Origin of the sequence: Enterobacter sp. RHBSTW-00975, assembly GCF_013615235.1 — a bacterium.
In the GTDB taxonomy this organism is placed as follows: Bacteria; Pseudomonadota; Gammaproteobacteria; order Enterobacterales; family Enterobacteriaceae; genus Enterobacter; species Enterobacter ludwigii.
Genome location: NZ_CP055884.1, coordinates 81,782 through 104,094, shown reverse-complemented (window position 1 = coordinate 104,094; position 22,313 = coordinate 81,782). Strand labels below are relative to the sequence as shown.

At 52.1% G+C, this 22,313-nt stretch carries 24 protein-coding genes and 6 pseudogenes; 12 read left to right on the top strand and 18 right to left on the bottom strand.

Translation table 11 applies throughout. The annotated features are described in order from the left end of the window. The first annotated feature begins 5 nt into the window (after window positions 1-5). Both tnpB and HV340_RS23790 read left to right on the top strand, forming a co-directional pair. On the top strand, window positions 6-299 hold the full coding sequence (gene tnpB, locus HV340_RS23795) for an IS66 family insertion sequence element accessory protein TnpB (protein ID WP_004118251.1): 294 nt from the start codon (window positions 6-8) through the stop codon (window positions 297-299). A gap of 49 nt (window positions 300-348) precedes the next feature. Beyond that, window positions 349-600: pseudogene (locus tag HV340_RS23790) on the top strand (IS66 family transposase); the annotation flags it as partial. A gap of 28 nt (window positions 601-628) precedes the next feature. Here the strand turns inward: HV340_RS23790 and HV340_RS23785 are convergent. Next, window positions 629-826 carry an EAL domain-containing protein gene (locus tag HV340_RS23785; protein WP_072050298.1) on the bottom strand — a complete coding sequence of 66 codons (198 nt, stop codon included), beginning with the start codon at window positions 824-826 and terminating at the stop codon, window positions 629-631. Window positions 827-961: 135 nt separating this feature from the next. Here HV340_RS23785 and HV340_RS24565 point away from each other — a divergent pair. The 5 genes and pseudogenes from HV340_RS24565 to HV340_RS23765 all read left to right on the top strand — a co-directional run. Beyond that, window positions 962-1,044 (top strand): annotated as a pseudogene (locus tag HV340_RS24565) (hypothetical protein); the annotation flags it as partial. 35 nt (window positions 1,045-1,079) lie between these two features. Further along, window positions 1,080-2,162, top strand: coding sequence for a DNA-binding transcriptional repressor LacI (gene lacI, locus HV340_RS23780; protein WP_024195772.1), 1,083 nt, complete (start codon window positions 1,080-1,082; stop codon window positions 2,160-2,162). Between the two features lie 121 nt (window positions 2,163-2,283). Next, window positions 2,284-5,358, top strand: a complete 3,075-nt coding sequence (gene lacZ / locus HV340_RS23775) for a beta-galactosidase (RefSeq protein ID WP_045354819.1) — start codon at window positions 2,284-2,286, stop codon at window positions 5,356-5,358. Between the two features lie 51 nt (window positions 5,359-5,409). After that, window positions 5,410-6,663, top strand: a complete 1,254-nt coding sequence (lacY, locus tag HV340_RS23770) for a lactose permease (RefSeq protein ID WP_049134063.1) — start codon at window positions 5,410-5,412, stop codon at window positions 6,661-6,663. Between the two features lie 65 nt (window positions 6,664-6,728). Beyond that, a pseudogene (locus HV340_RS23765) lies at window positions 6,729-6,869 on the top strand (maltose acetyltransferase domain-containing protein); the annotation flags it as partial. A gap of 14 nt (window positions 6,870-6,883) precedes the next feature. Here the strand turns inward: HV340_RS23765 and HV340_RS23760 are convergent. Next, a protein-coding gene (locus HV340_RS23760) for an IS1-like element IS1A family transposase (RefSeq protein ID WP_100214959.1) occupies window positions 6,884-7,581 on the bottom strand; the annotation gives its coding sequence in 2 pieces (ribosomal slippage) (window positions 6,884-7,332 and window positions 7,332-7,581; 699 coding nt in all). Between the two features lie 92 nt (window positions 7,582-7,673). Between HV340_RS23760 and HV340_RS23755 the strand changes: the two are divergent. Further along, window positions 7,674-8,038 (top strand): annotated as a pseudogene (locus tag HV340_RS23755) (Tn3 family transposase); the annotation flags it as partial. A 32-nt stretch (window positions 8,039-8,070) separates the two neighbouring features. On the opposite strand, the pseudogene repA reads toward HV340_RS23755, so the two are convergent. The 10 genes and pseudogenes from repA to HV340_RS23700 form a co-directional block, all read right to left on the bottom strand. Then, window positions 8,071-8,691, bottom strand: a pseudogene (gene repA / locus HV340_RS23750) (plasmid replication initiator RepA); the annotation flags it as partial. A 584-nt stretch (window positions 8,692-9,275) separates the two neighbouring features. Continuing rightward, window positions 9,276-10,064 carry a DsbA family protein gene (locus HV340_RS23745; protein WP_181216574.1) on the bottom strand — a complete coding sequence of 263 codons (789 nt, stop codon included), beginning with the start codon at window positions 10,062-10,064 and terminating at the stop codon, window positions 9,276-9,278. A 28-nt stretch (window positions 10,065-10,092) separates the two neighbouring features. After that, on the bottom strand, window positions 10,093-11,478 hold the full coding sequence (locus HV340_RS23740; RefSeq protein ID WP_226876276.1) for a conjugative transfer relaxase/helicase TraI domain-containing protein: 1,386 nt from the start codon (window positions 11,476-11,478) through the stop codon (window positions 10,093-10,095). Continuing rightward, window positions 11,471-11,830: a hypothetical protein gene (locus HV340_RS23730; protein WP_181216573.1), complete on the bottom strand. Its 360-nt coding sequence runs from the start codon at window positions 11,828-11,830 to the stop codon at window positions 11,471-11,473. Before HV340_RS23730 ends, HV340_RS23740 begins: the two co-directional genes overlap by 8 nt. Then, a pseudogene (locus HV340_RS23725) lies at window positions 11,820-12,911 on the bottom strand (TraC family protein); the annotation flags it as partial. The gene HV340_RS23730 and the pseudogene HV340_RS23725, both read right to left, overlap by 11 nt. Window positions 12,912-13,104: 193 nt before the next feature. Further along, window positions 13,105-14,040 carry a hypothetical protein gene (locus HV340_RS23720; RefSeq protein ID WP_226876278.1) on the bottom strand — a complete coding sequence of 312 codons (936 nt, stop codon included), beginning with the start codon at window positions 14,038-14,040 and terminating at the stop codon, window positions 13,105-13,107. Further along, window positions 14,037-14,777, bottom strand: coding sequence for a type-F conjugative transfer system secretin TraK (gene traK / locus HV340_RS23715; protein ID WP_047366158.1), 741 nt, complete (start codon window positions 14,775-14,777; stop codon window positions 14,037-14,039). Before traK ends, HV340_RS23720 begins: the two co-directional genes overlap by 4 nt. A gap of 11 nt (window positions 14,778-14,788) precedes the next feature. Continuing rightward, entirely contained in the window at window positions 14,789-15,370 is a 582-nt protein-coding gene (locus tag HV340_RS23710) for a type IV conjugative transfer system protein TraE (RefSeq protein WP_181216572.1), read from the bottom strand. 5 nt (window positions 15,371-15,375) lie between these two features. After that, on the bottom strand, window positions 15,376-15,678 hold the full coding sequence (gene traL, locus HV340_RS23705) for a type IV conjugative transfer system protein TraL (protein ID WP_045343954.1): 303 nt from the start codon (window positions 15,676-15,678) through the stop codon (window positions 15,376-15,378). A gap of 2 nt (window positions 15,679-15,680) precedes the next feature. Next, entirely contained in the window at window positions 15,681-16,034 is a 354-nt protein-coding gene (locus HV340_RS23700) for a type IV conjugative transfer system pilin TraA (protein WP_045343953.1), read from the bottom strand. Window positions 16,035-16,230: 196 nt separating this feature from the next. Here HV340_RS23700 and HV340_RS23695 point away from each other — a divergent pair, with 196 nt between their 5' ends. Further along, complete coding sequence (locus tag HV340_RS23695) at window positions 16,231-16,872, top strand: Arc family DNA-binding protein (RefSeq protein ID WP_111969600.1); 642 nt, start codon at window positions 16,231-16,233, stop codon at window positions 16,870-16,872. A gap of 38 nt (window positions 16,873-16,910) precedes the next feature. Here the strand turns inward: HV340_RS23695 and HV340_RS23690 are convergent, their stop codons facing one another. Beyond that, window positions 16,911-17,297 carry a relaxosome protein TraM gene (locus HV340_RS23690; protein WP_023338043.1) on the bottom strand — a complete coding sequence of 129 codons (387 nt, stop codon included), beginning with the start codon at window positions 17,295-17,297 and terminating at the stop codon, window positions 16,911-16,913. Window positions 17,298-17,895: 598 nt separating this feature from the next. On the opposite strand from HV340_RS23690, the gene HV340_RS23685 reads away from it, so the two are divergent. Beyond that, complete coding sequence (locus HV340_RS23685; protein WP_045890596.1) at window positions 17,896-18,435, top strand: lytic transglycosylase domain-containing protein; 540 nt, start codon at window positions 17,896-17,898, stop codon at window positions 18,433-18,435. Window positions 18,436-18,463: 28 nt separating this feature from the next. Here the strand turns inward: HV340_RS23685 and HV340_RS23680 are convergent, their stop codons facing one another. From HV340_RS23680 to relB, 5 genes are all read right to left on the bottom strand, one after another. Beyond that, window positions 18,464-19,285 (bottom strand): DUF932 domain-containing protein, encoded by an 822-nt coding sequence (locus HV340_RS23680; protein ID WP_015572081.1) that lies wholly within the window; start codon window positions 19,283-19,285, stop codon window positions 18,464-18,466. A gap of 16 nt (window positions 19,286-19,301) precedes the next feature. Further along, a complete protein-coding gene (locus HV340_RS23675) occupies window positions 19,302-19,595 on the bottom strand; it encodes a hypothetical protein (protein ID WP_040119777.1) in 294 nt (97 codons plus the stop codon). Between the two features lie 879 nt (window positions 19,596-20,474). After that, the gene (locus HV340_RS23670; RefSeq protein WP_008325141.1) at window positions 20,475-20,633 is read right to left on the bottom strand and encodes a type I toxin-antitoxin system Hok family toxin; all 159 of its coding nucleotides are present in this window, start codon (window positions 20,631-20,633) and stop codon (window positions 20,475-20,477) included. Window positions 20,634-20,704: 71 nt separating this feature from the next. Further along, window positions 20,705-20,992: a type II toxin-antitoxin system mRNA interferase RelE gene (relE, locus tag HV340_RS23665; protein WP_000323025.1), complete on the bottom strand. Its 288-nt coding sequence runs from the start codon at window positions 20,990-20,992 to the stop codon at window positions 20,705-20,707. Continuing rightward, the gene (gene relB, locus HV340_RS23660) at window positions 20,992-21,231 is read right to left on the bottom strand and encodes a type II toxin-antitoxin system antitoxin RelB (RefSeq protein ID WP_000534858.1); all 240 of its coding nucleotides are present in this window, start codon (window positions 21,229-21,231) and stop codon (window positions 20,992-20,994) included. The genes relE and relB overlap by 1 nt, the downstream gene beginning before the upstream one ends. Window positions 21,232-21,255: 24 nt before the next feature. Between relB and ydfV the strand changes: the two genes are divergently transcribed. Continuing rightward, on the top strand, window positions 21,256-21,561 hold the full coding sequence (gene ydfV / locus HV340_RS23655) for a protein YdfV (RefSeq protein WP_001326990.1): 306 nt from the start codon (window positions 21,256-21,258) through the stop codon (window positions 21,559-21,561). Window positions 21,562-21,763: 202 nt separating this feature from the next. After that, a complete protein-coding gene (locus HV340_RS23650) occupies window positions 21,764-22,096 on the top strand; it encodes a FlxA-like family protein (RefSeq protein WP_001317460.1) in 333 nt (110 codons plus the stop codon). The last annotated feature ends 217 nt before the right edge of the window (window positions 22,097-22,313 follow it).

Sequence of the window (22,313 nt, the reverse complement as noted above, 5' to 3'; positions counted from 1 at the left end):
CCGACATGCGCAACGGCTTCAATGGTCTCGCCGCAAAGGTGCAGACGATGCTGAAAGATGACCCGATGTCCGGCCATGTCTTCATCTTCCGGGGCCGCAGCGGCAGTAAGGTCAAACTGCTGTGGTCCACCGGCGACGGGCTGTGCCTGCTGACCAAACGGCTGGAACGCGGCCGCTTCGCCTGGCCCTCTGCCCGCGATGGCAAAGTGTTCCTGACCCCGGCGCAGCTGGCAATGCTTCTGGAAGGCATCGACTGGCGGCAGCCTAAAAGACTGCTTACGTCCCTGACCATGTTGTAGGCCTCTTTATCCTGGTTGTCGTTGAATAAGCCTGGTAAAATGCGGGCTTATGAACAACACCTACCCTGACGACATCCTTCTGCTGAAACAGCGCCTGTCCGAACAGGAAGCGCTGAACCGCGCCCTGCTGGAAAAGCAGGCCGACCGGGAGCGCGAAATAGACCATCTGCAGGCGCAGCTGGATAAGCTTCGCCGGATGAACTTCGGCAGTCGTTCTGAATAAATCTCCCGCCGCATCGCGCAGATAGAAGCCGACCTGAACCGGCTTCAGACAGAAAGCGATACGCTGACGGGTCGGGTTGCCGATACGGGCCGGGCCCCGTATCGTTTTAACCCTGAATATTCATCGCAGATATTGTTTCGGGTTTTCCGGTATACCAGCCCTGAACTAGGTAACCGGGGCCAAGAGAACGGACGAATTCAAACTGTCCTGGCGTTTCCACCCCTTCAAACACCAGTGGTTTGCCAGTACCACGTAACCCTTTCACCACAGAAACAAGTAGCGCTCGCTTCACCGGGTCATCAATATTGGCAATAAAAATACGGTAATGCTGTCAACCTGTTGATGACTATTTTAATCTGTAGTCATTCAATCCTTGTAACATCAGGATGATCCTGGTGTCAGTGAAAATACGAAATCAACACGTTGGTATCATTACCCACCTGTGAACTGACGTCGGCATTTTGAATCTCACTTCGGCGTGCCCCCTCCGAATGGCGCAAAACATTTCGTGGTATGGCATGATAGCACCCGAAGAGAGTCAATTCAGGGTGGTAAATGTGAAACCAGTAACGCTATACGATGTCGCAGAGTATGCCGGTGTCTCTTATCAGACCGTTTCCCGCGTGGTGAACAAGGCCAGCCACGTCTCTGCGAAAACGCGGGAAAAGGTGGAAGCGGCGATGGCGCAGCTGAACTACATTCCCAACCGCGTGGCACAACAACTGGCGGGCAAACAGTCGTTGCTGATTGGCGTTGCTACCTCCAGTCTGGCCCTGCACGCGCCGTCGCAAATTGTCGCGGCGATTAAATCTCGCGCCGATCAACTGGGTGCCAGCGTGGTGGTGTCGATGGTAGAACGAAGCAGCGTCGAAGCCTGTAAAGCGGCGGTACATAACCTTCTCGCGCAACGCGTCAGTGGTCTGATCATTAACTATCCGCTGGATGACGAGGATGCCATTGCTGTGGAAGCTGCCTGCGCTAATGTTCCGGCCCTATTTCTTGATGTCTCTGACCAGACTCCCATCAACAGTATTATTTTTTCCCATGAAGACGGTACGCGACTGGGCGTGGAGCATCTGATCGCATTGGGTCACCAGCAAATCGCGTTGTTAGCCGGTCCATTAAGTTCTGTCTCGGCGCGTCTGCGTCTGGCGGACTGGCATAAATATCTCACACGCAATCAAATTCATCCGATAGCGGAACGGGAAGGCGACTGGAGTGCCATGTCCGGTTTTCAACAAACTATGCAAATGCTGAATGAGGGCATCGTTCCCACTGCGATGCTGGTTGCCAACGATCAGATGGCGCTGGGCGCAATGCGCGCTATTACCGAGTCCGGGCTGCGCGTTGGTGCGGATATCTCGGTAGTGGGATACGACGATACCGAAGACAGCTCGTGTTATATCCCGCCGTTAACCACCATCAAACAGGATTTTCGCCTGCTGGGGAAAACTAGCGTGGACCGCTTGCTGAAACTCTCTCAGGGCCAGGCGGTGAAGAGCAATCAGCTGTTGCCCGTCTCACTGGTGAAAAGAAAAACCACCCTGGCGCCCAATACGCAAACCACCTCTCCCCGCACGTTGGCAGATTCCTTAATGCAGCTGGCACGACAAGTTTCCCGACTTGAAAGCGGGCAGTGAGCGCAACGCAATTAATGTGAGTCAGCTCACTCATTAGGCACCCCAGGCTTTACACTCTATGTGTCCGGCTCGTATGTTATGCGAAAATGTGAGCGGATAACAATTCACACAGGATACAACTATGACAATGATTACGGATTCACTGGCCGTCGTATTACAACGTCGTGACTGGGAAAACCCTGGCGTTACCCAACTTAATCGCCTTGCGGCACATCCCCCTTTCGCCAGCTGGCGTAATAGCGAAGAGGCTCGCACCGATCGCCCTTCCCAAGAGTCGCGCAGCCTGAATGGTGAATGGCGCTTTGCCTGGTTTCCGGCACCAGAAGCGGTACCAGAAAGCTGGCTGGAGCGCGATCTTCCTGACGCCGATACTGTCATCGTCCCCTCAAACTGGCAGATGCACGGTTACGATGCGCCTATCTACACCAACGTGACCTATCCCATTGCGGTCAATCCGCCGTATGTTCCCACGGAGAATCCGACGGGTTGTTACTCGCTCACATTTAATATTGATGAAAGCTGGCTACAGGAAGGCCAGACGCGAATTATTTTTGATGGTGTTAACTCGGCGTTTCATTTGTGGTGCAACGGGCGCTGGGTCGGTTACGGACAGGACAGTCGTTTGCCGTCTGAATTTGACCTGAGCGCATTTTTACACGCCGGAGAAAACCGCCTCGCGGTGATGGTGCTGCGCTGGAGTGACGGCAGTTATCTGGAAGATCAGGATATGTGGCGGATGAGCGGCATTTTCCGTGACGTCTCGTTGCTGCATAAACCGACTACGCAAATCAGCGATTTACATGTAGCCACTCACTTTAATGATGATTTCAGCCGCGCTGTACTGGAGGCAGACGTTCAGATGTACGGCGAGCTGCGCGATGAGCTGCGGGTGACGGTTTCTTTGTGGCAGGGTGAAACGCAGGTCGCCAGCGGCACCGCGCCTTTCGGCGGTGAAATTATCGATGAGCGTGGTGGTTATGCCGATCACGTCACCCTACGTCTGAACGTCGAAAACCCGAAACTGTGGAGCGCCGAAATCCCGAATCTCTATCGTGCAGTGGTTGAACTGCACACCGCCGACGGCACGCTGATTGAAGCAGAAGCCTGCGATGTCGGTTTCCGCGAGGTGCGGATTGAAAATGGTCTGCTGCTGCTGAACGGCAAGCCGTTGCTGATTCGCGGCGTTAACCGTCACGAGCATCATCCTCTGCATGGTCAGGTCATGGATGAGCAGACGATGGTGCAGGATATCCTGCTGATGAAGCAGAACAACTTTAACGCCGTGCGCTGTTCGCATTATCCGAACCATCCGCTGTGGTACACGCTGTGCGACCGCTACGGCCTGTATGTGGTGGATGAAGCCAACATTGAAACCCACGGCATGGTGCCAATGAATCGTCTGACCGATGATCCGCGCTGGCTACCCGCGATGAGCGAACGCGTAACGCGAATGGTGCAGCGCGATCGTAATCACCCGAGTGTGATCATCTGGTCGCTGGGGAATGAATCAGGCCACGGCGCTAATCACGACGCACTCTATCGCTGGATCAAATCTGTCGATCCTTCCCGCCCGGTACAGTATGAAGGCGGCGGAGCCGACACCTTCGCAACCGATATTATTTGCCCGATGTACGCGCGCGTGGATGAAGACCAGCCCTTCCCGGCTGTGCCGAAATGGTCCATCAAAAAATGGCTTTCGTTGCCTGGAGAGACGCGCCCGCTGATCCTTTGCGAATACGCCCACGCGATGGGTAACAGTCTTGGCGGCTTCGCTAAATACTGGCAGGCGTTTCGTCAGTACCCCCGTTTACAGGGCGGCTTCGTCTGGGACTGGGTGGATCAGTCGCTGATTATATATGATGAAAATGGCAATCCGTGGTCGGCTTACGGCGGTGATTTTGGCGATACGCCGAATGATCGCCAGTTCTGCATGAACGGTCTGGTCTTTGCCGACCGCACGCCGCATCCGGCGCTGACGGAAGCAAAACACCAGCAGCAGTTTTTCCAGTTCAGTTTATCCGGGCAAACCATCGAAGTGACCAGCGAATACCTGTTCCGTCATAGCGATAACGAGCTCCTGCACTGGATGGTGGCGCTGGATGGCAAGCCGCTGGCAAGCGGTGAAGTGCCTCTGGATGTCGCTCCACAAGGTAAACAGTTGATTGAACTGCCTGGACTACCGCAGCCGAAGAGCGCCGGACAACTCTGGCTAACGGTTCACGTAGTGCAACCGAACGCGACCACATGGTCAGCAGCCGGACACATCAGCGCCTGGCAGCAGTGGCGTCTGGCGGAAAACCTCAGCGTGACACTCCCCTCCGCGCCCCACGCCATCCCGCAACTGACCACCAGCGAAACGGATTTTTGCATCGAGCTGGATAATAAGCGTTGGCAATTTAACCGCCAGTCAGGCTTTCTTTCACAGATGTGGATTGGCGATAAAAAACAACTGCTGACGCCGCTGCGCGATCAGTTCACCCGCGCACCGCTGGATAACGACATTGGCGTAAGTGAAGCGACCCGCATTGACCCTAACGCCTGGGTCGAACGCTGGAAGGCGGCGGGCCATTACCAGGCCGAAGCAGCGTTGTTGCAGTGCACGGCAGATACGCTTGCCGACGCGGTGTTGATTACCACGGTCCACGCGTGGCAGCATCAGGGGAAAACCTTATTTATCAGCCGGAAAACCTACCGGATTGATGGAAGTGGTCAAATGGCGATTACCGTTGATGTTGAAGTGGCGAGCAATACGCCACATCCGGCGCGGATTGGCCTGACCTGCCAGCTGGCGCAGGTAGCAGAGCGGGTAAACTGGCTCGGATTAGGGCCGCAAGAAAACTATCCCGACCGCCTTACTGCGGCCTGTTTTGACCGCTGGGATCTGCCATTGTCAGACATGTATACCCCGTACGTCTTCCCGAGCGAAAACGGTCTGCGCTGCGGGACGCGCGAATTGAATTATGGCCCACACCAGTGGCGCGGCGACTTCCAGTTCAACATCAGCCGCTACAGTCAACAGCAACTGATGGAAACCAGCCATCGCCATCTGCTGCACGCGGAAGAAGGCACATGGCTGAATATCGACGGTTTCCATATGGGGATTGGTGGCGACGACTCCTGGAGCCCGTCAGTGTCGGCGGAATTCCAGCTTAGCGCCGGTAGCTACCATTACCAGTTGCTCTGGTGTCAAAAATAATAATAACCGGGCAGGCCATGTCTGCCCGTATTTCGCGTAAGGAAATCCATTATGTACTATTTAAAAAACACAAACTTTTGGATGTTCGGTTTATTCTTTTTCTTTTACTTTTTTATCATGGGAGCCTACTTCCCGTTTTTCCCGATTTGGCTACATGACATCAACCATATCAGCAAAAGTGATACGGGTATTATTTTTGCCGCTATTTCTCTGTTCTCGCTATTATTCCAACCGCTGTTTGGTCTGCTTTCTGACAAACTCGGGCTGCGCAAATACCTGCTGTGGATTATTACCGGCATGTTAGTGATGTTTGCGCCGTTCTTTATTTTTATCTTCAGGCCACTGTTACAATACAACATTTTAGTAGGATCGATTGTTGGTGGTATTTATCTAGGCTTTTGTTTTAACGCCGGTGCGCCAGCAGTAGAGGCATTTATCGAGAAAGTCAGCCGTCGCAGTAATTTCGAATTTGGTCGAGCGCGGATGTTTGGCTGTGTTGGCTGGGCGCTGTGTGCCTCGATTGTCGGCATCATGTTCACCATCAATAATCAGTTTGTTTTCTGGCTGGGTTCTGGCTGTGCACTCATCCTCGCCGTTTTACTCTTTTTCGCCAAAACGGATGCGCCCTCTTCTGCCACGGTTGCCAATGCGGTAGGTGCCAACCATTCGGCATTTAGCCTTAAGCTGGCGCTGGAACTGTTCAGACAGCCAAAACTGTGGTTTTTGTCACTGTATGTTATTGGCGTTTCCTGCACCTACGATGTTTTTGACCAACAGTTTGCTAATTTCTTTACTTCGTTCTTTGCTACCGGTGAACAGGGTACGCGGGTATTTGGCTACGTAACGACAATGGGCGAATTACTTAACGCCTCGATTATGTTTTTTGCGCCACTGATCATTAATCGCATCGGTGGGAAAAACGCCCTGCTGCTGGCTGGCACTATTATGTCAGTACGTATTATTGGCTCATCGTTCGCTACCTCAGCACTGGAAGTGGTTATTCTGAAAACGCTGCATATGTTTGAAGTACCGTTCCTGCTGGTGGGCTGCTTTAAATATATTACCAGCCAGTTTGAAGTGCGTTTTTCAGCGACGATTTATCTGGTCTGTTTCTGCTTCTTTAAGCAACTGGCGATGATTTTTATGTCTATTCTGGCGGGCAATATGTATGAAAGCATCGGTTTCCAGGGCGCTTACCTGGTGCTGGGTCTGGTGGCGCTGGGCTTCACCTTAATTTCCGTGTTCACGCTTAGCGGCCCCGGCCCACTTTCCCTGCTGCGTCGCCAGGTGAATGAAGTCGCTTAAGAAATTAATGTCGGATACGGCGCGAGCGCCTTATCCGACCAACTTATCAGGACGGAATGTTAAAAATGAACATGTCGATGACAGAAAAAATAAAAGCAGGCAAGCTATTTACCAATATGTGCGAAGGCTTACCTGAAAAAAGACTTCGTGGGAAAACATTAATGTATGAGTTCAATCACTCGCATCCATCAGAAGTTGAAAAAAGGGTAATGACTCCAACTTATTGATAGTGTTTTATGTTCAGATAATGCCCGATGACTTTGTCATGCAGCTCCACCGATTTTGAGAGCGACAGCGACTTCCGTCCCAGCCGTGCCAGGTGCTGCCTCAGATTCAGGTTATGCCGCTCAATTCGCTGCGTATATCGCTTGCTGATTACGTGCAGCTTTCCCTTCAGGCGGGATTCATACAGCGGCCAGCCATCCGTCATCCATATCACCACGTCAAAGGGTGACAGCAGGCTCATAAGACGCCCCAGCGTCGCCATAGTGCGTTCACCGAATACGTGCGCAACAACCGTCTTCCGGAGCCTGTCATACGCGTAAAACAGCCAGCGCTGGCGCGATTTAGCCCCGACATAGCCCCACTGTTCGTCCATTTCCGCGCAGACGATGACGTCACTGCCCGGCTGTATGCGCGAGGTTACCGACTGCGGCCTGAGTTTTTTAAGTGACGTAAAATCGTGTTGAGGCCAACGCCCATAATGCGGGCGGTTGCCCGGCATCCAACACCATTCATGGCCATATCAATGATTTTCTGGTGCGTACCGGGTTGAGAAGCGGTGTAAGTGAACTGCAGTTGCCATGTTTTACGGCAGTGAGAGCAGAGATAGCGCTGATGTCCGGCAGTGCTTTTGCCGTTACGCACCACCCCGTCAGTAGCTGAACAGGAGGGACAGCTGATAGAAACAGAAGCCACTGGAGCACCTCAAAAACACCATCATACACTAAATCAGTAAGTTGGCAGCATCACCCATTTTTGTGCATTACGTCGCATGTATATTCCTCGTTAAAATACAGGCGGGGCTGAATAAAGGTGAGGCTCGCAATGCCCTTGCGCGAGCGGTCTTTATGCATCGGCTGGGTGAAATCAGAGATCGGGGGCTGGAGAATCAGAGCTATCGAGCCAGCGGTCTGACGTTGCTGACTGCGGCGATCTCACTGTGGAATACGGTATATATAGAAAGAGCGATAGATTCTTTGAGACGAAAAGGGATCCCGATTAATGAGCAACTGATTACCATCTGTCACCACTGGGATGGGAACATATCAACCTGAGCGGGGATTACGTCTGGAGAACGAACCTCAAACTGGGACAGGGTAAATACCGCGCATTACGCTCAGTGAATAGTAATATGTACAAAAAACAGGCTTAGCGTAGGATAATTTCCGTTTTCCAAGCGGACCCCATATAAACATACGTTGGCAGCCAGGAGCGGGATTCACGATCCCAGGTGCGTTCTTCCGCAAGGCCCAGAACGCCAAACCGTACCTGTTCCTCAATAAGCCGTGAAAGGCGTGACACCGTCACCTCCGTTTCAGGAATGACATTGCCTTTTGCGTCCTTTGCACTGAGTTCTTTTGCAAGACGGGTGATACACATGCCAACGGTATGCTTGCCGGCATCACAGAAGCTGATGAGCACTGGCCAGAGCGCATCGAGCAGGCGCTGACGTTCCGGACGGAAGCCATATTTACGTCCCGCTTTACGGCGGCCGGCAACATAGAGAGGGTGACGGGAAACATGCATGCGCAGGCTGACCTGCCCCGTTTCTTTGTCTTTTTTCACCAGGCGATTGTAGGCATGACCGAGCTGTCCGGAGAGCTTTTTATAATGCTCAGGACGGAACCAGGACGGGTTTTCACATTTGGCTTTTGTGGAGTGTTCACCGCGCTTACGGCGGGTCCGCTTTTTGACCGGCTCAGTAAGAAAATTATCCTGTGTGCCGGCATCGACGTCCTGCCAGAAACGGATTAACTCTTCGGCCGGAAGCTCAGACCAGTGAACAGAAATCTGATTGTCATTCACGGCGGCCTGTTCTTATGGCGGCCGGGTGTTGTTTTCTATGGTGCATGCGTTATAATCCTTCACAGGCAACGCGCCTGCTTTTGGACCCCCTGATACCTGTTTCTTCCGCCAAGTTGATGACAGTTATCGGGGGGTTTGTGCATTCAGGCTCCGGGAAATATCCCGTCACCTGCTCCTGAACGTTTTAACGGACACGTCCTGTCCCTGTCTGTTTCCGGAAGTCCGCATTTCTTCCGTAAAACCATCTTCTGCCACCTACCTGCCTCACCACAAAGCAGTCAAACCGTCAGTTTGAGTTAGGTCACAAAAGTAATCTGAATCAACAATCTGTCCCACCACAAGACGATCGCTGACGATCCGAATACTACCTTCTCGCAGGCAATATTTCCAGATGTCAGGCCAGATTAGCGTTCATTGTTTGCGTGCTAATTGTCCTGAAGGGACGTTTAACCGGCAGCGCTCGCCGCAGCATCAGGCCGGCAGGCCTGATCGAGGAAGCGCAGGGGAACGGAACGGGAAGATGGCATTTACGCGCGGAACATAAAAAAACAGTCTCTGGCGGGAGACGTTCTTCGGACTGAGGATCATTTCGCCCTGGTGGCTTTCCGGATTGCAGCCTGGAGTTTTTCAGCGGTAACGGCTTCCGGGAAAACCGTGATGGTGTCAGGAGTGGCTCCGCTAACGGGCATGACGATGATCCCCGGCGTTCCGGTGAGTCCCAGCGCCTCTGCCAGGTTACTGTTTTTCTCAAGGGACGCGGTATGGTCGCCAGGAGCTGGAGTGGCCAGCCCCGCCTTTGACGCTGCCCCGTGAATATCCTCCGCCGTCAGTTTGCCTTCATTATGACCTGTGCCGTAGATGGCATTGTGATAGGTGACATAGGCCTGCGGCCCTTTCTTTTGCCAGACCGTCAGCCCCTGCTGTGCAGCCTGAAGTGAAGCTTCCCAGCGGCCTCCAAATATTGGCCACTCCTTAAAGAGGTAGCGGACGTCCGGCTGCGCTTTCATGACCTTCTCCAGCTCCGGCGCGAAGCGACTGCAGAACACGCACTGGTAATCAAAGAATTCAATCACCGCGACCTTTGCATTATCAGGCCCGTAAGCCGGTGTGTCCGGATCATGCAGAAGGTTCGCCTGATTCTCCATCACGCTGAGTGCAAACATCTTCTGCTTACGTGCCTCCTGCTGTTCCTGCAGCTTATGACTGACCGTCACCAGTATCTCCGGGTGGGACACCAGGTAGTCTGCTGCGATTTCCCCGATACGGGCCTCCTGTTCCGTGCTGAATAAGGGCTGAGGGGCCGAAGCGTGTGCCGTTGAAATAAAGCCAATGTATGTTGTAACTATAAATACTGCTAATTTGTTTGCTTTCATCGTCTGATTCTCATTGTTAAATGGGGGATTAGCGTTCTTTCTGAATGGTACGGGTGGGGGTCTGTTCTTCACGCTCCGGCATGCGGCCACGCTCACTATTTTCGGGTTGCCGGATAATATCCCGCTCGGTATTGGCCAGCTCATTCACAATGCGGCTGACTCCCGCACGTTCCGAAGCGACTTTGCTGGCCAATGGTTCCTTTTCTGCCCTGATATGACGGCTAATCTCATCGTGGCTAACGCTGTCCGAGCTGGCAACCTGAATGAGCACTTTTCCGTCAGGAATCGTCGGCTCATTCCGGTCGTCAACCTCGAGCATCCCGGGCATAATACGCACCGCGTCCTCCACCGGCACAACAATACGCTCCTGAGTCTCACTCTTTTCTTTTTCCGCTTTAGCGGCTTTGTTAAGCATATCTTTTTCTGTCTGTCGTGTGGTTTCCTCCTGGTCACGGATCAGTTTGTGTTCTGATGCGGCCTCCGTAACGATACCTCCGCTGACTTTCAGCAGATGTGCTGATGGTGGCTCATCGCCGGTCTGCCAGACCACACCGTCCTTCGGGTGATGTCGTACTGCATCAAGTGCGGCCGTCAGGTCGCTGGCCACAATCGTGTTTCCGGACTGACTCCGCTGCAGCACGGCTCCACGGGCACGCTCTGTCATGACCATTCGGGTCTCCCCCTGAGTCATCCGCCCCTCCGGGCTGGCGACCAGGGAAACCAGGGCCAGCCCCGCACTCCTGCCATTGTTGTCATACACCGGCAGCGCCAGCGCCGGTTCAGGAAAGCGCCGGGTGGCCGGGATGATTTTTGCCGTCAGTGACGCCTCCTGCATACCCTGATGGCGCACCCAGGCGCGCCCGATGGCCGTTTTATTCACCGGCTGCCCCATTGCCCAGATGGCTTTCGCCTGTTTACGCTGCGTTTCTGGTGCCAGCGCATCGTGCGCCGTTTTAATATCACGCTCCGGCGTTTTTATCGCCTTAACCCAGTCCGCTTTCCCGTCGGTGTAAATCTGGACGTGCTCCTTGACGCGTGAGGTTGAGATGTAGAAGGCACGACGTGTGGCAAGTGCCTTACGCCCGCCTTCCGTGCCTTCAAGCGCAATGACGTAATCGGTACTGGCCCCCTGTGCACCGTACCCGGTGACGGCCCAGCCGTAGTCAATATGCTGCTGAGAAGGCAGCTGCATCGAGATCAGCTGGACGTTTTTGACGGGGTTGCGGAGATAAACAGAACCGCCGGAGAAGTACCCGGCCGCCTGTCCCTGCCATGCCTGAGCCTGAGAGACGTTACCGCTGTAGCCCAGCTTGCCAAAGAAGCCGTTCAGGTCGCCGTTAACGTCTGCCTGAGCTGGCAGAGCTGCCAGACCTGAGAAGAACACAACCCCTGCCGTAATAAGCGCCTTAATCATTTGGCACCTCCGCAGCTTGCGTATCCTGACCTGTCGGGCTGTCAACCCGGCTCAGTTTGCGGCAAAGATATCTGGCCAGACTGAGCCAGCTACAGACGAGTACATTCACCGCAATAAGCACACAAATCGCGCCCATAACGCCCCACAGCAGGTACTGCGGATAGTGGATGAGAAGTGAAAGCGTAAACTGTTCGGAGCGGTCAATAGTCACCGGCTCTACCATCGTACTGAGTGTTGTACCGGCACACTTCACGTATACCCTTTCGACCACAGCGGTAAAAATTAAGGCATAAAACAGTTTCAGCGTTAACAGGTCAGTCCATTTTCGGGCTTCTGCAGTGTGCAATTTCATTGCTGTTCAGCTGTTCACGCGCCCGACGCCACTCTTCGGCTGCTTTTTTGGTGCCAGGAAAGAGTGCGGCGTAGGCTGAGTTGGCCTTTTTGGACAGGTCCGTATCTTTACGAAACGCCTCACTCTGGCTTTTGGTCTGTTCTTCCAGCTCAGTGGTCCAGGTCAGCATAAACGGACAGGGAATGCCGAGGTCAGGGAAGCGCAGATTTTGCAGATTATCTGCGCCCTGCCAGAGCGCAAAGCGGCGCGGGTTTTTGGCGAGCTGCATATTGATGATGCGGCATGCCGATGCCGGCAGGCGCGTCCCGCGCGCGTCGATAGTCTCCGGCAGCACCATCCGGATATGCGATGGATGAACCTTAAGGTCAATCCCCGGATCAACCACCTGGCGGTTGAGCCTCTCGTCCTCGCTGTAATCTCCGGAAGACATCAGCACCTGTTCCTGGCGGTAGTTCATGACTTCACGTACCGCAGACAGGAAGGCGTGAACATCAATGTTCATGCTGTCGATACGTGCGGCGCCCAGGGAGACGCGGATGGTGTTGCGTATCTGAATCAGCTCGTCAATGACCCGCTGCATCTGGGAAGAACGTTTTACCTCTTTGCCGTACACAAAAAAGATACGGTAGTTACGCAGGTAGAGCGGATATTCACGTTCGTTGGCCAGACCGTGGAGCGCGGAGCGCTGCCAGAAAGCGCGGGTGATTTTATTGAGGTGCTCAGCCATCCCGCCTTTCCACATATCATTACTCACGCCGCGATCGATACGCTCTCCGACACATTTGCTTGCGACCAGAATAACGGTGACGGGCGTCTGGCGTGGCAGCTTCTTGCGGAGCATGTCATCGAGCGCGGCCATCACCTGCTCGTTCGCGCCGGGAAGCGGGGCCGCTTCCATAATGAAACCTGCGGAGCCGGCATTGACGAAAATCTCATTCGTATCGTCGTAATACCGGTACGGCAGCGCGGCGACCAGAGAGGGATAGTCCCAGGTCTGGGAGAGGTTGTTGCGGGCCGTGGCGGCTCCGTCTTCCTGCTTCCCGTTTTTCAGCATATCCATCAGGCTGTCGACAAAACTCATTTTCGACCCTCCGCTGCGGCCCGGATTAACTCCAGGCGACGCATCTTCTCTTCGTTCATTTGCCCGGCGTGCAGCGCGTCACCGGCAGTTTTAATCTGCCAGTCACAGTTCACACTCAGAACGGCCAGCGTTTCATCGTCGGTATCGACTGACGGTGTGGCGGTGATTTGTATCGTTCCTTTCCGTGAATGGACTAGCGGATCGAGACCACCGTTACTGTTGATGTACCCTGGTAGCTGACGTGGCCATCGAATTCCATATCGACGTGCTTGCCGTTTTTCAGTACGCAACTGATTGATTTCGTCCGGACAATCCCGCGCTCGCTGGAGATGTCGCCCCAGATTTCACCCACCACAAAGCAGCCGTCAGCGCTGTATTCTTTGTTGTTCGGCATCTGGATATTGCCCAGCAGGCGGATGGTGACGGGCTGGGTGTTCTGCTGGCCGGTAACACTGGCGTTGGCGTCGGCACCTTCAATCATGATGGCGTCGGAGAAGGAGCCTGACGGAATCCAGGGGAGTTTGGTTGGCTTTTTCTTCAGGCTTTCATAGCTGAACTTTGTTGTCGACAGGCCGCCAGTCATTCTCTGACCGGAGCCGCCCGGGTAGAACGCTGCGCCCTGCCCCATATTCACACCAGTGGCGGCCGGTGTGCCTGCGGGGGTCACAGTGTATTCGGGTGGCCGGGCCTGACCGGCAGCAACGGGACCGGGGAGTGGTGTTCCGTTCTGACCTGCAGGTGGTGTCTGCTGGCCAGTGGTCTGGTTGCTGCCGGGGGCTTTCGTAAGCTGGTCATTCAGACGCTGAATTTCTTCGTCCTTTTTGGCCAGCTGTTGCTCGGTGGTGAGCTTGTTCTGCGCGAACTGCTGCGTGAGCGTAGCGAGCTTGTCTTCAAGCTCTGATGTTTTGGCCTGCTGCTGCTGCAGTGCGGCATCGTTAACCTGCTGGTTAAACGCTGCGGTAACCACGCCGGTCATATTTGGCGTTGCGACCGGGGCGGGTTGCTTCTGCTCCTGCTGATGCTGCCCGTACCAGATAACGCCGCCCGTTGCGGCCGCGCCGCCGACTATAACGGCAGCGAGAATGGCCAGCTGCTTACGGCGGGTTTTCAGGTTTTCATTCAGGTTCATGGGCGGGTGTCTCCGTCATCTGAAAACACAATCCAGGCATACCCCTCTCCGCCGGCGTAGAGCTGGTTCTGTGACAGCATTACGGCCCGGACGCCCTTGCGCCAGAAATCACGCTCGCGCAGGCTGCGGGTGATGCTGCCCGGGTTGCTCATCCGGAAGCGCACAATGCGCAGGTGGTTACCTACAAACTGGCGTTCCGGCGTCAGGCGTACATCACTGGCGGGTGTGTATGCCGGCATGCGGCTGACCGGGTACTCCTGGTAGTCGTCCGGCACCTGGCCATTGACTACAGCGCGGGACAATGCGACCAGAGTTTTTTCGTAGGTCTGTCCTTCTTCCCATGCCTTCGCGTCATCGTTCTTGCGAAGTGGTGGTGACATTGGGGTGAAGCGCAGTGTTTTGCCGTTACCCGGCTGGGGTCTGACGTTCAGGCTCAGGGATGAGCCGCGGTCAGTCTGGATAAACAGCGTGAAGTTCTGGCCTACGAGTGGAGACAGAATTAGCGCTCCGTCGTCGGTTGTGCTCTGGTCATAGGCACCGGTTGGTCCGCTGATGCTGGTTATGAGTTCTCCGTCAACAACAACCTTGCTCGGGTTGGTGTTGCTGAGTGTGACGTTAAAGGCGGCGTCGTTCTCAAACGGAATGGCTGCGGGTGCGGAAGCGGCCCGGAGGCCGCTTGTGAATAATCCCGCTGCCAGAAACACAGCAGCAGCTGCCGGTGAAATGCGAAATTTCATGGGCAGTCCTGTCAGTTGGTGGAAGGTACCGGCTGGAGTTCTTCAAAGCTGTGGAGGTTAATCACACCATTGTCATAACTCAGTTTAAGTCGGTAGGTTTTTTCCTGGTCTTTCAGTGGCGTGGTGATTGCGCCGTTGGTGGTGGATGGTTTCAGTATTCCGCTGTACTGCACGGTGTTATCGTCAATAACGCGAATTTCTTTCGTGTCGAATCGGGTGGTGATGCCCCCGTTCTTGATTCGCTCAGCTTCAATATCCAGGGCTTTCTTGAGTGCGTCCCGTTCGGCGGAGGGGACGAATCCAAGAACCATTTTCTGGTTAGTGTCGACGTTTTCCGGACTAACATTCAGCCGCCAGTAAATAAAGGAAGCGGCGAACTGTGTCAGGCCGGTGGCGTCGACACTTTTTGAATCTGATGCAAATGGGCGGTTAAACGTTAATGGCGTGGTGATGATTTTCTGGGTAGTGGCGAAATGCCATGCCAGCGAACCTGTTAATACGTTTCCCACGCCCATAATTAAAGTTAACGCTGAAAGACCAATAAACGCATAACTAAGTTGTTTATCGCGCTCTCCTTTAATTTTCAGTTTCATAAAAACTATGCCCTCCAGTGCCGGAAACTTGAATCAGGAATCTGGCGAAAGGTTACTTTGAATAAAAGTGATGGCAGGTGCCAGTAACAGAAATTAAGTAACCAGTACGACCCCTGCCCTTTCTTCAGATATCTGACGAGAAACCAGAGCAGGCCCGCTATGATGGAGAGTTCAATAGACATATTGTTGAGGATGCCCAGTATAGCCAGAGGGGCGACAATAATAATTTCATCTAATGGCAAACCAAAATAACGGTCCTGCTGGTTCAGTGTTTCCGGGAAGTAGTATTTATCCTCTTCCCCGCTCATGGTTAGCTCGCAATCGCAAAACCAATGCGTGTTGCAATGATTACCAGCGGCACGCCCAGGAATGTGAGTGGGGAGCGGGTTTTCATATAAATGAAGACACCGAAAAGAATTTCCCCGAGGTAAAACCATTTAACGATTGATGAGCCAGAACCAAAGGTTGAATTAACCGTTGTGTTCTGTGATGCGAGAAGGTCAGTACCGGATGCGAATGCCGGGTGTGTGACCAGGAATGCAAAAAGAAATGCGCCAACTGTCTTTAAGTAAAATTTAGTCAGACGATTTTCACGAGCTTTGCGGAATAAGGACGCTACCGCCCATCCCTTACCGACGTTAAGGGCACTGCCTTTGGTTAACATGCTTGTTTTCTCCGAAGTAAACAAAAGTGAATCGCGTAAGTGCTTGTTTGCGCGGGCGCAATTGTCCCATGACCCTAAAAAAAAAAAACTGTGACGCATGTCACATTTTTAGAAGGTATTCAGATTTATCCGAATATGTAAGTGAGTAGGCTTTGTTGACCAGTAAGTTCAGAAATGGCCTAAGGGATCTATAGCTATGAAAGTTAAAGAGAAAATGTGGGATGGTCGCGGCCGTCCACGGAAGTTCCAGCCAGGGGAGGCTGTGGAGTGGAGGTTGCGGGCGCCCGATAATTTGCTCATGGAGCTGAGAATATGTGCCAGAGCGGGTAACAGGAGCGTGAATGAGGAAATTATTGCCAGGCTTTTGTTGTCTCTGAATTATCAGCCGGGTAAGCCTGTCATTAAAACTGCGGAGGGTGAGCGGCTTATTGCGCTGGCGGTCAGATTTGAGGAATGGCTTGGGAAATTACTTGATGGTGAATCCGTTGAGGTTGTGAGTGAAATTAAGACCCCACACAAACAGGAGCAATTGTGGGTATGGCGGGAGGGTGAAAGAATTTTGCTTCCGGGGAAAACTACCGGCTATAGCATGCGTATTCCTGAGAATCTTGCGGATGAAATCAGGGCGATGGCGAAGGTGCATAACCGCAGTCTGAATGATGAAATGCTCACCCGGTTAATGAATACTCTCGGCTATTTTACTGAAAGATTGCTTGACCAGAACGAGGATGCTCAGGCGCTTAAAGTGCTGTGTATGGAATTTGAAGTTTTCCTGAAGGAAAAAATAAGAGAGGTGGAGAAAAGTGACCTCCCGTGGGATGAAAATCCATCCCGGTGATCGATTCTGGCCGGAGTGTTCCGGCCAAAGAAGCTAGTTTACCCTGCCAGGAAGTGGTCTTTTTCGGCTTTATCTTCCGCATCGTTAATTGCACTGATATTGGTGTTTATGAGCTCTTCCAGTTTCACGCCAGAGTCGGGGCCTTTGAGTGTAACGAAGATGTCAGAGACAAGGGCGGTCAGAATCATAATACCTTCTCGTGACCCGGAGACTTTCTTTATAAGGTCGCGCCTGAAGCCATCCAGGTCAAATGAGCTTCCTTCTTCTTTCGATTTGTAAACCATAAGCCCAAGGCGTACTAATTCGTTGACTATCGATGAGTAGTTCATCTCAGAAGATGTGGCCCCTTTTTGTAGCTCTATTTCAAGAATATCATGTATTTCTCGGTCAATTTTGTCTTTAAAGTAAATGTTCTTTCTTGGCATAATAATTTCTCGATATTCTAATGCAGTGCCTGGTGCGGCACTGCAATGGCGAACTTTAACAACTGTCAGTGGTGCAGTGTTCTGGTAACCAACTGATTTTATATATAATCCAACCCTAAATATGTGTGCTAATCAGGCACTATGGTGTGTGTGTATTAGGCACTATGCTGTGTGTGGTTCAGGCACTATCTACTTTTAAGTTACTCTATTAATTGAATACACACAATCCCCATACTTCAGAGTGCTGTATTAGCACACATTGCGGTGCCTGATTAAGCACTGCAATGTGTGTTAGTCCACACACCTTAAGCGCACATACTCAAAAATTACGAAATAATACACACATCATACCACTGAATTTAAATAAAAAATCTGCAAGACGAAGTCTTGCGTGGGGTGTGATGTTTTAAAGGGTTAGTAAAGAGCGGCATGTTAATACCGTCTACCGCTCTGGCATATTTATTTCGGACAGGTGTTAAATCCCTTCAGGAGAGCGCTCACGCGCGTTTGTAGTGAATTTACTTGATTACGACGATCCGCCGGGGTATTTTTTAAAGCGCCTCTCCAGAGCCCGTTTATTTCGCTAAAAGGCCAAACCATGAAAATATCGTTACTGCCTGCTGCTTTACTGACTCTTTCACTATCTGCTGGCGCAGCTCCGCAGATGTGCTTTGATCAGGCCGGGAAAGATTACCAAATTGATCCGCTGCTGCTTATGTCAATTTCGATTAAAGAGAGTCATCTTGTACCGGATGCGATAAATGGATCAAACAGGAATGGAACGGAAGATGTCTGCGGTATGCAGGTGAACAGTTCCCATTACGGTAAACTTAAAAACTTCAATATTACCCGTGAGCGCCTGTTAAATGATCCATGTATCTGCGTTTATACGGGAGCATGGGTACTGGCGCACAACTTTCGGTCATACGGGAAAAACTGGGACAGCGTGGGGATGTATAATACTGGACCGAGCAAAAAGCTCATTGTACAGCGCAAGGCCTATGCACAGGATATCAAAAATATATATCGTGTATTACTGGCCAGAAAAAAGTTACTTTCAGAACGTCTCGCGCCAGTTACGGGAAAGGAGCATGATATTAAAATTGCAGAAACAGCATCGTCACATAGCGTTCAGTAAAAAGCCGCTCTGTTGAGCGGCTTAATTTTCAGGCCTTCAGTTTTGCAAACTCCTCCGCCATTTTCCAGAGCACCTGATTTAATTTGATGTCACCATCTATTCCGGTGACTTCCCGCGTTCTGGTCATCTTCCCTTTTTCCGTTCTGCCACGAATTCCCCCACGGATCACATTTTCCTGCACCACGTTAAACGTGGTCCATAAATCCTGGCCTCTGTCGAGCACACGGCGAGGGTTAATAATTTGCTCCGGTGTAATCGGCGCTGGTTTTCCATCGTATTTAAGTTCCAGGGCGGTCGCACCAAAAAGGCGCTGCTCAGGCAAAGTGAGCTGAATGCTTTTCATGAGGTCTATATTTTCATCAACCGCGTCGAATGTTTTCAGCACCGTGTAAGCGCCTTCAATAACCTGCCCGACAATATCCCCTTTGTGGGGTACGCGGATTTCACCAAAATCCTTCCATGCAACCAGACCATTACTGCAAACCTGACGGAACATGCCGGGGATCATTTTATAGCTGCTTGAACCATCATGGCTATTCAGCAGAATAATTTCCGGTACTTCTTTTCCGTTAATCTGGTCATGACGGCGCAGGCGAAGCATATGCTTTGTAAAGTCGCGTTTATCCTGGTCACGTGTACGTGACTGAGTTGCATAATATGGCTGAAAACCTTCATCACGTAAGCGATCAAGAATGTTAATGGTCGGGATATACGTATAACGTTCAGAGCGTGAATCGTGTTTATCCGATGAGAACGCGCTCGGAACGATGCGCTGTAATTCATCATTCGTCAGCGGACGGTCTTTGCGGATCGAGGTAGGCATACGATAGCGGCTTGCGAAACTGACCATTTTTATTTACTCCTGATTATTTAGTAAGAGATGAAGAAATAACGCGATGAAAATTATCCAGCGGCATTGCAGCTGCCACCGGGCGACCATCTACAAACCAGACAGAGATATAATCCGGGCATTCGTCATTTATTAACGTCAGCTCAGTGGCATTCTCTGGCGGCGTAAAAATTGCCGGTTGTGGCTCCCCTTCCGATGCTGCCAGGACCCAGCAAAACAGATCCGTGAACTGGGACATGGTGAGGTTTGAATCACATCTTCCGGTAGATTCTTGAGCGGCGGTTTTGACGTTGACGTTTCGTGTGTGCATCCTGGTTTTCTCCTGTGGTGATGGTTGTCCATCTCCCTGGTGAGTTCTCTCGCGGCAAAGGGCAAAGGAGCAACGGCGAAGGGCGGAAGGAAAGGGGCGGAGACTAAAGTATTTGCGGCACGCAAAAAGTTTTGGCGGAGTGCATTTCACCCCTTGGATGACGACCCGACGGTGCTACAAGCAGCCCTCCGCGTGAGGACACACGGGGGATGGCTTCACCGGGGGAACAGGATGCACACACCCGACACGTCGGAACGGCGTGGCGCCATTAAAGCGACGGCATCAGCCGGCGCGGTGAAGGCGTTCCGGACGGCACGGCCGGAGAAGCCGCAGCCTCTGACCTTCGCCATCAGACCCTAGCGTCAGCCCGAAACCCGCAGGGGTTCGGCGGAGCCCGGCGGGTGCGCAGCGGCCGCCCTGGCGGAGTGGGGCTCGACGACCGGACAGCAGCGCTGGCCGGGAGCCGAAGGGGGCCATCGCCCTGCCCTGTTTTCGGGTTATGGCCACGGAGCTGCAGTTGAGGAAGTTAACCAGCAGGACGCCGGATATGACGCCCGGGATGAAGAACACAGGAAAAACCAGGCTGAAGCCAGGTACAGGCAGGTAACTCATGGCGCTCTGACTTCAGCAAAATCAGGCAGGAAAGGCAGGAATGTGGACAAGGCGGAGGGAGCAGAGGGGCAGCGCCGAAGGCGCGTCCCCCTTCCCCCGTTCCCCGCAAGGGAACAGACCTTCCGGGTTGTTCATGCATGCGACTGCACCCTTCGGGATGGAAAAAGGGGCTACCGGCGAACCGGCAACCCCTTCATAAAGGCGCTTCAGGCATGTCAACACAGTCTCAGCCCCTGAATGGCGGGGGTTTCCCCCCGCCGGGGTTAGCTACTTAGCGGATTCGTAAGCCATAAAAGCTGCCACCTCCCTGTTCGTGTCCCTGTACCGGATTTCGCAGAGCGATTTCCGTGTCAGGTAAGTGAATATCAGCAGTGTGAGACACACTATTAATACGCACCAGAGCAGGGTATTTCGTGGCAGTTTCATGGCCTTCTTCTCCTGTCAACGCAAAGCAGAAGTGTCACCTTCGGTGCGAAACAGAGATGTCATGCTTTGGTTCAGAGAATGCGTTTGACCGCCTCGCTATATACTTCCGAGCGTTCTCTTTTCCCAACAGAAATCACGAAAACGACAACTTTCTCGTCTATAACCTGGTATACAAGGCGATAGCCTGAAGACCGGAGCTTAATCTTGTAACAATCAGGCATACCACGGAGCTTGTTTGCTTCAATCCGGGGTGACTCAAGTACTTCAACCAGCTTCTTTTTCAACTGTTCACGTACCGTCGAGCCCAGCTTTCGCCATTCCTTTAGTGCCCGCTCGTCAAAATCCAGAAAATACGCCATCAGAGTTCATCCAGCGTCACACGTACTGGCTTAGGATTACGAAGCCGTTCTTTCACTATCTCCACAAGTTCAGCATCTTCATCACTCAGGAGTGTCTGTTTGAACGGCAAGCGTTCATTGTCAGCGATATACTCGAGCATGAGACGAAGCGCTTCAGAAGGAGTTACACCCATTTTTTCAAGCGCGGCGTAAGAACGCGCTTTAAGTTCATCGTCAATACGCAGGTTAATGCTACCCATGTCTTACACCTCTTGTAATTACAAATGTCATTACAAGTATCGCACTACAACATGCTTAGGGCAAGTCACGAAGGAAGTCAGAAAGTAGTCGTAAGAACGGTGATCACTGTCCGCTTTGTGCCAGGAGCAGCCATTGCTAAGTCCATCCTGTATTGTGCAGGTCAGCTCGTTTTTAAAGAGTCCGGCCATCATCTTACTGGTACAGACACCATATACTTTGTGACGGTCAGGCTACATATGCACAACTCAACTTATTCATCTATTTTTTGCTTTAGCATGTCAGTGTTGCTTTCTCGTCGGCGGGTGAGCGGTGACCTGACCTGTCGATAAAGGAACATAGCACGTTTTATGCAACACCCGCATGCGGCAGAAAATTATTGCCGAACGTTTACCCCTGTCAACAAGCTTTACTTTCTGAGGCGCGCCAGCCCGCGAGGAAAACAATCTGAACATCAAACAATTAATGACACAAGAAATACGATTAAAGATTTTTTTGTGCATGCCGATAGTGCTTTTTTAAAAGGAGAAATCTATGTCTGTCACAATTCAGGGAAATACCTCAACCGTTATTTCAAACAACTCCGCCCCGGAAGGAACATCAGAAATAGCCAAAATCACAAGACAAATTCAGGTGCTGACTGAAAAGCTTGGGAAAATCTCATCGGAAGAGGGGATGACGACACAGCAGAAAAAAGAAATGGCTGCATTGGTACAGAAGCAAATTGAAAGCCTCAGGGCTCAACTGGAGCAGTTGTTAAGGCAGCAGGCAGAGAAAAAGAATAAAGACGCGACAGTTCAGCCTGATAAAAAAGAAGAGAAAAAAGACGATACAAATACCGCTGGCACCATTGATATTTACGTCTAAGTGACAGCCGTATTGTGGCCCTCATCGGGCCACTTTTCGCCATCAGCCTTTTCTTTAAAGACATATTATCTTTGTATCATTTCTGATAGTTAACATTACAAGATATAAGTAATGGACGCACTCCCAATTAGTCTATTTAAATCGCCACGAGTTTCACTGACAACCCATGATCAATTATGAATTGCAACTATTTCTGTAGTCACTTTTGTGGGGACAG

Coding starts and splice junctions, on each gene's coding strand:
- lacY (WP_049134063.1), top strand. CDS start 5,410: ATGTACTATTTAAAAAACACAAACTTTTGGATGTTCGGTTTATTCTTT.
- HV340_RS23700 (WP_045343953.1), bottom strand. CDS start 16,034: ATGTTAACCAAAGGCAGTGCCCTTAACGTCGGTAAGGGATGGGCGGTA.
- relB (WP_000534858.1), bottom strand. CDS start 21,231: ATGGGTAGCATTAACCTGCGTATTGACGATGAACTTAAAGCGCGTTCT.
- HV340_RS23685 (WP_045890596.1), top strand. CDS start 17,896: ATGAAAATATCGTTACTGCCTGCTGCTTTACTGACTCTTTCACTATCT.
- HV340_RS23710 (WP_181216572.1), bottom strand. CDS start 15,370: ATGAAACTGAAAATTAAAGGAGAGCGCGATAAACAACTTAGTTATGCG.
- HV340_RS23670 (WP_008325141.1), bottom strand. CDS start 20,633: ATGAAACTGCCACGAAATACCCTGCTCTGGTGCGTATTAATAGTGTGT.
- HV340_RS23650 (WP_001317460.1), top strand. CDS start 21,764: ATGTCTGTCACAATTCAGGGAAATACCTCAACCGTTATTTCAAACAAC.
- HV340_RS23675 (WP_040119777.1), bottom strand. CDS start 19,595: ATGCACACACGAAACGTCAACGTCAAAACCGCCGCTCAAGAATCTACC.
- HV340_RS23730 (WP_181216573.1), bottom strand. CDS start 11,830: ATGAAATTGCACACTGCAGAAGCCCGAAAATGGACTGACCTGTTAACG.
- tnpB (WP_004118251.1), top strand. CDS start 6: ATGCGCAACGGCTTCAATGGTCTCGCCGCAAAGGTGCAGACGATGCTG.
- traL (WP_045343954.1), bottom strand. CDS start 15,678: ATGAGCGGGGAAGAGGATAAATACTACTTCCCGGAAACACTGAACCAG.
- HV340_RS23695 (WP_111969600.1), top strand. CDS start 16,231: ATGAAAGTTAAAGAGAAAATGTGGGATGGTCGCGGCCGTCCACGGAAG.
- HV340_RS23720 (WP_226876278.1), bottom strand. CDS start 14,040: ATGAACCTGAATGAAAACCTGAAAACCCGCCGTAAGCAGCTGGCCATT.
- HV340_RS23745 (WP_181216574.1), bottom strand. CDS start 10,064: ATGAAAGCAAACAAATTAGCAGTATTTATAGTTACAACATACATTGGC.
- relE (WP_000323025.1), bottom strand. CDS start 20,992: ATGGCGTATTTTCTGGATTTTGACGAGCGGGCACTAAAGGAATGGCGA.
- HV340_RS23680 (WP_015572081.1), bottom strand. CDS start 19,285: ATGGTCAGTTTCGCAAGCCGCTATCGTATGCCTACCTCGATCCGCAAA.
- ydfV (WP_001326990.1), top strand. CDS start 21,256: ATGTCATTACAAGTATCGCACTACAACATGCTTAGGGCAAGTCACGAA.
- HV340_RS23740 (WP_226876276.1), bottom strand. CDS start 11,478: ATGATTAAGGCGCTTATTACGGCAGGGGTTGTGTTCTTCTCAGGTCTG.
- lacZ (WP_045354819.1), top strand. CDS start 2,284: ATGACAATGATTACGGATTCACTGGCCGTCGTATTACAACGTCGTGAC.
- HV340_RS23690 (WP_023338043.1), bottom strand. CDS start 17,297: ATGCCAAGAAAGAACATTTACTTTAAAGACAAAATTGACCGAGAAATA.
- traK (WP_047366158.1), bottom strand. CDS start 14,777: ATGAAATTTCGCATTTCACCGGCAGCTGCTGCTGTGTTTCTGGCAGCG.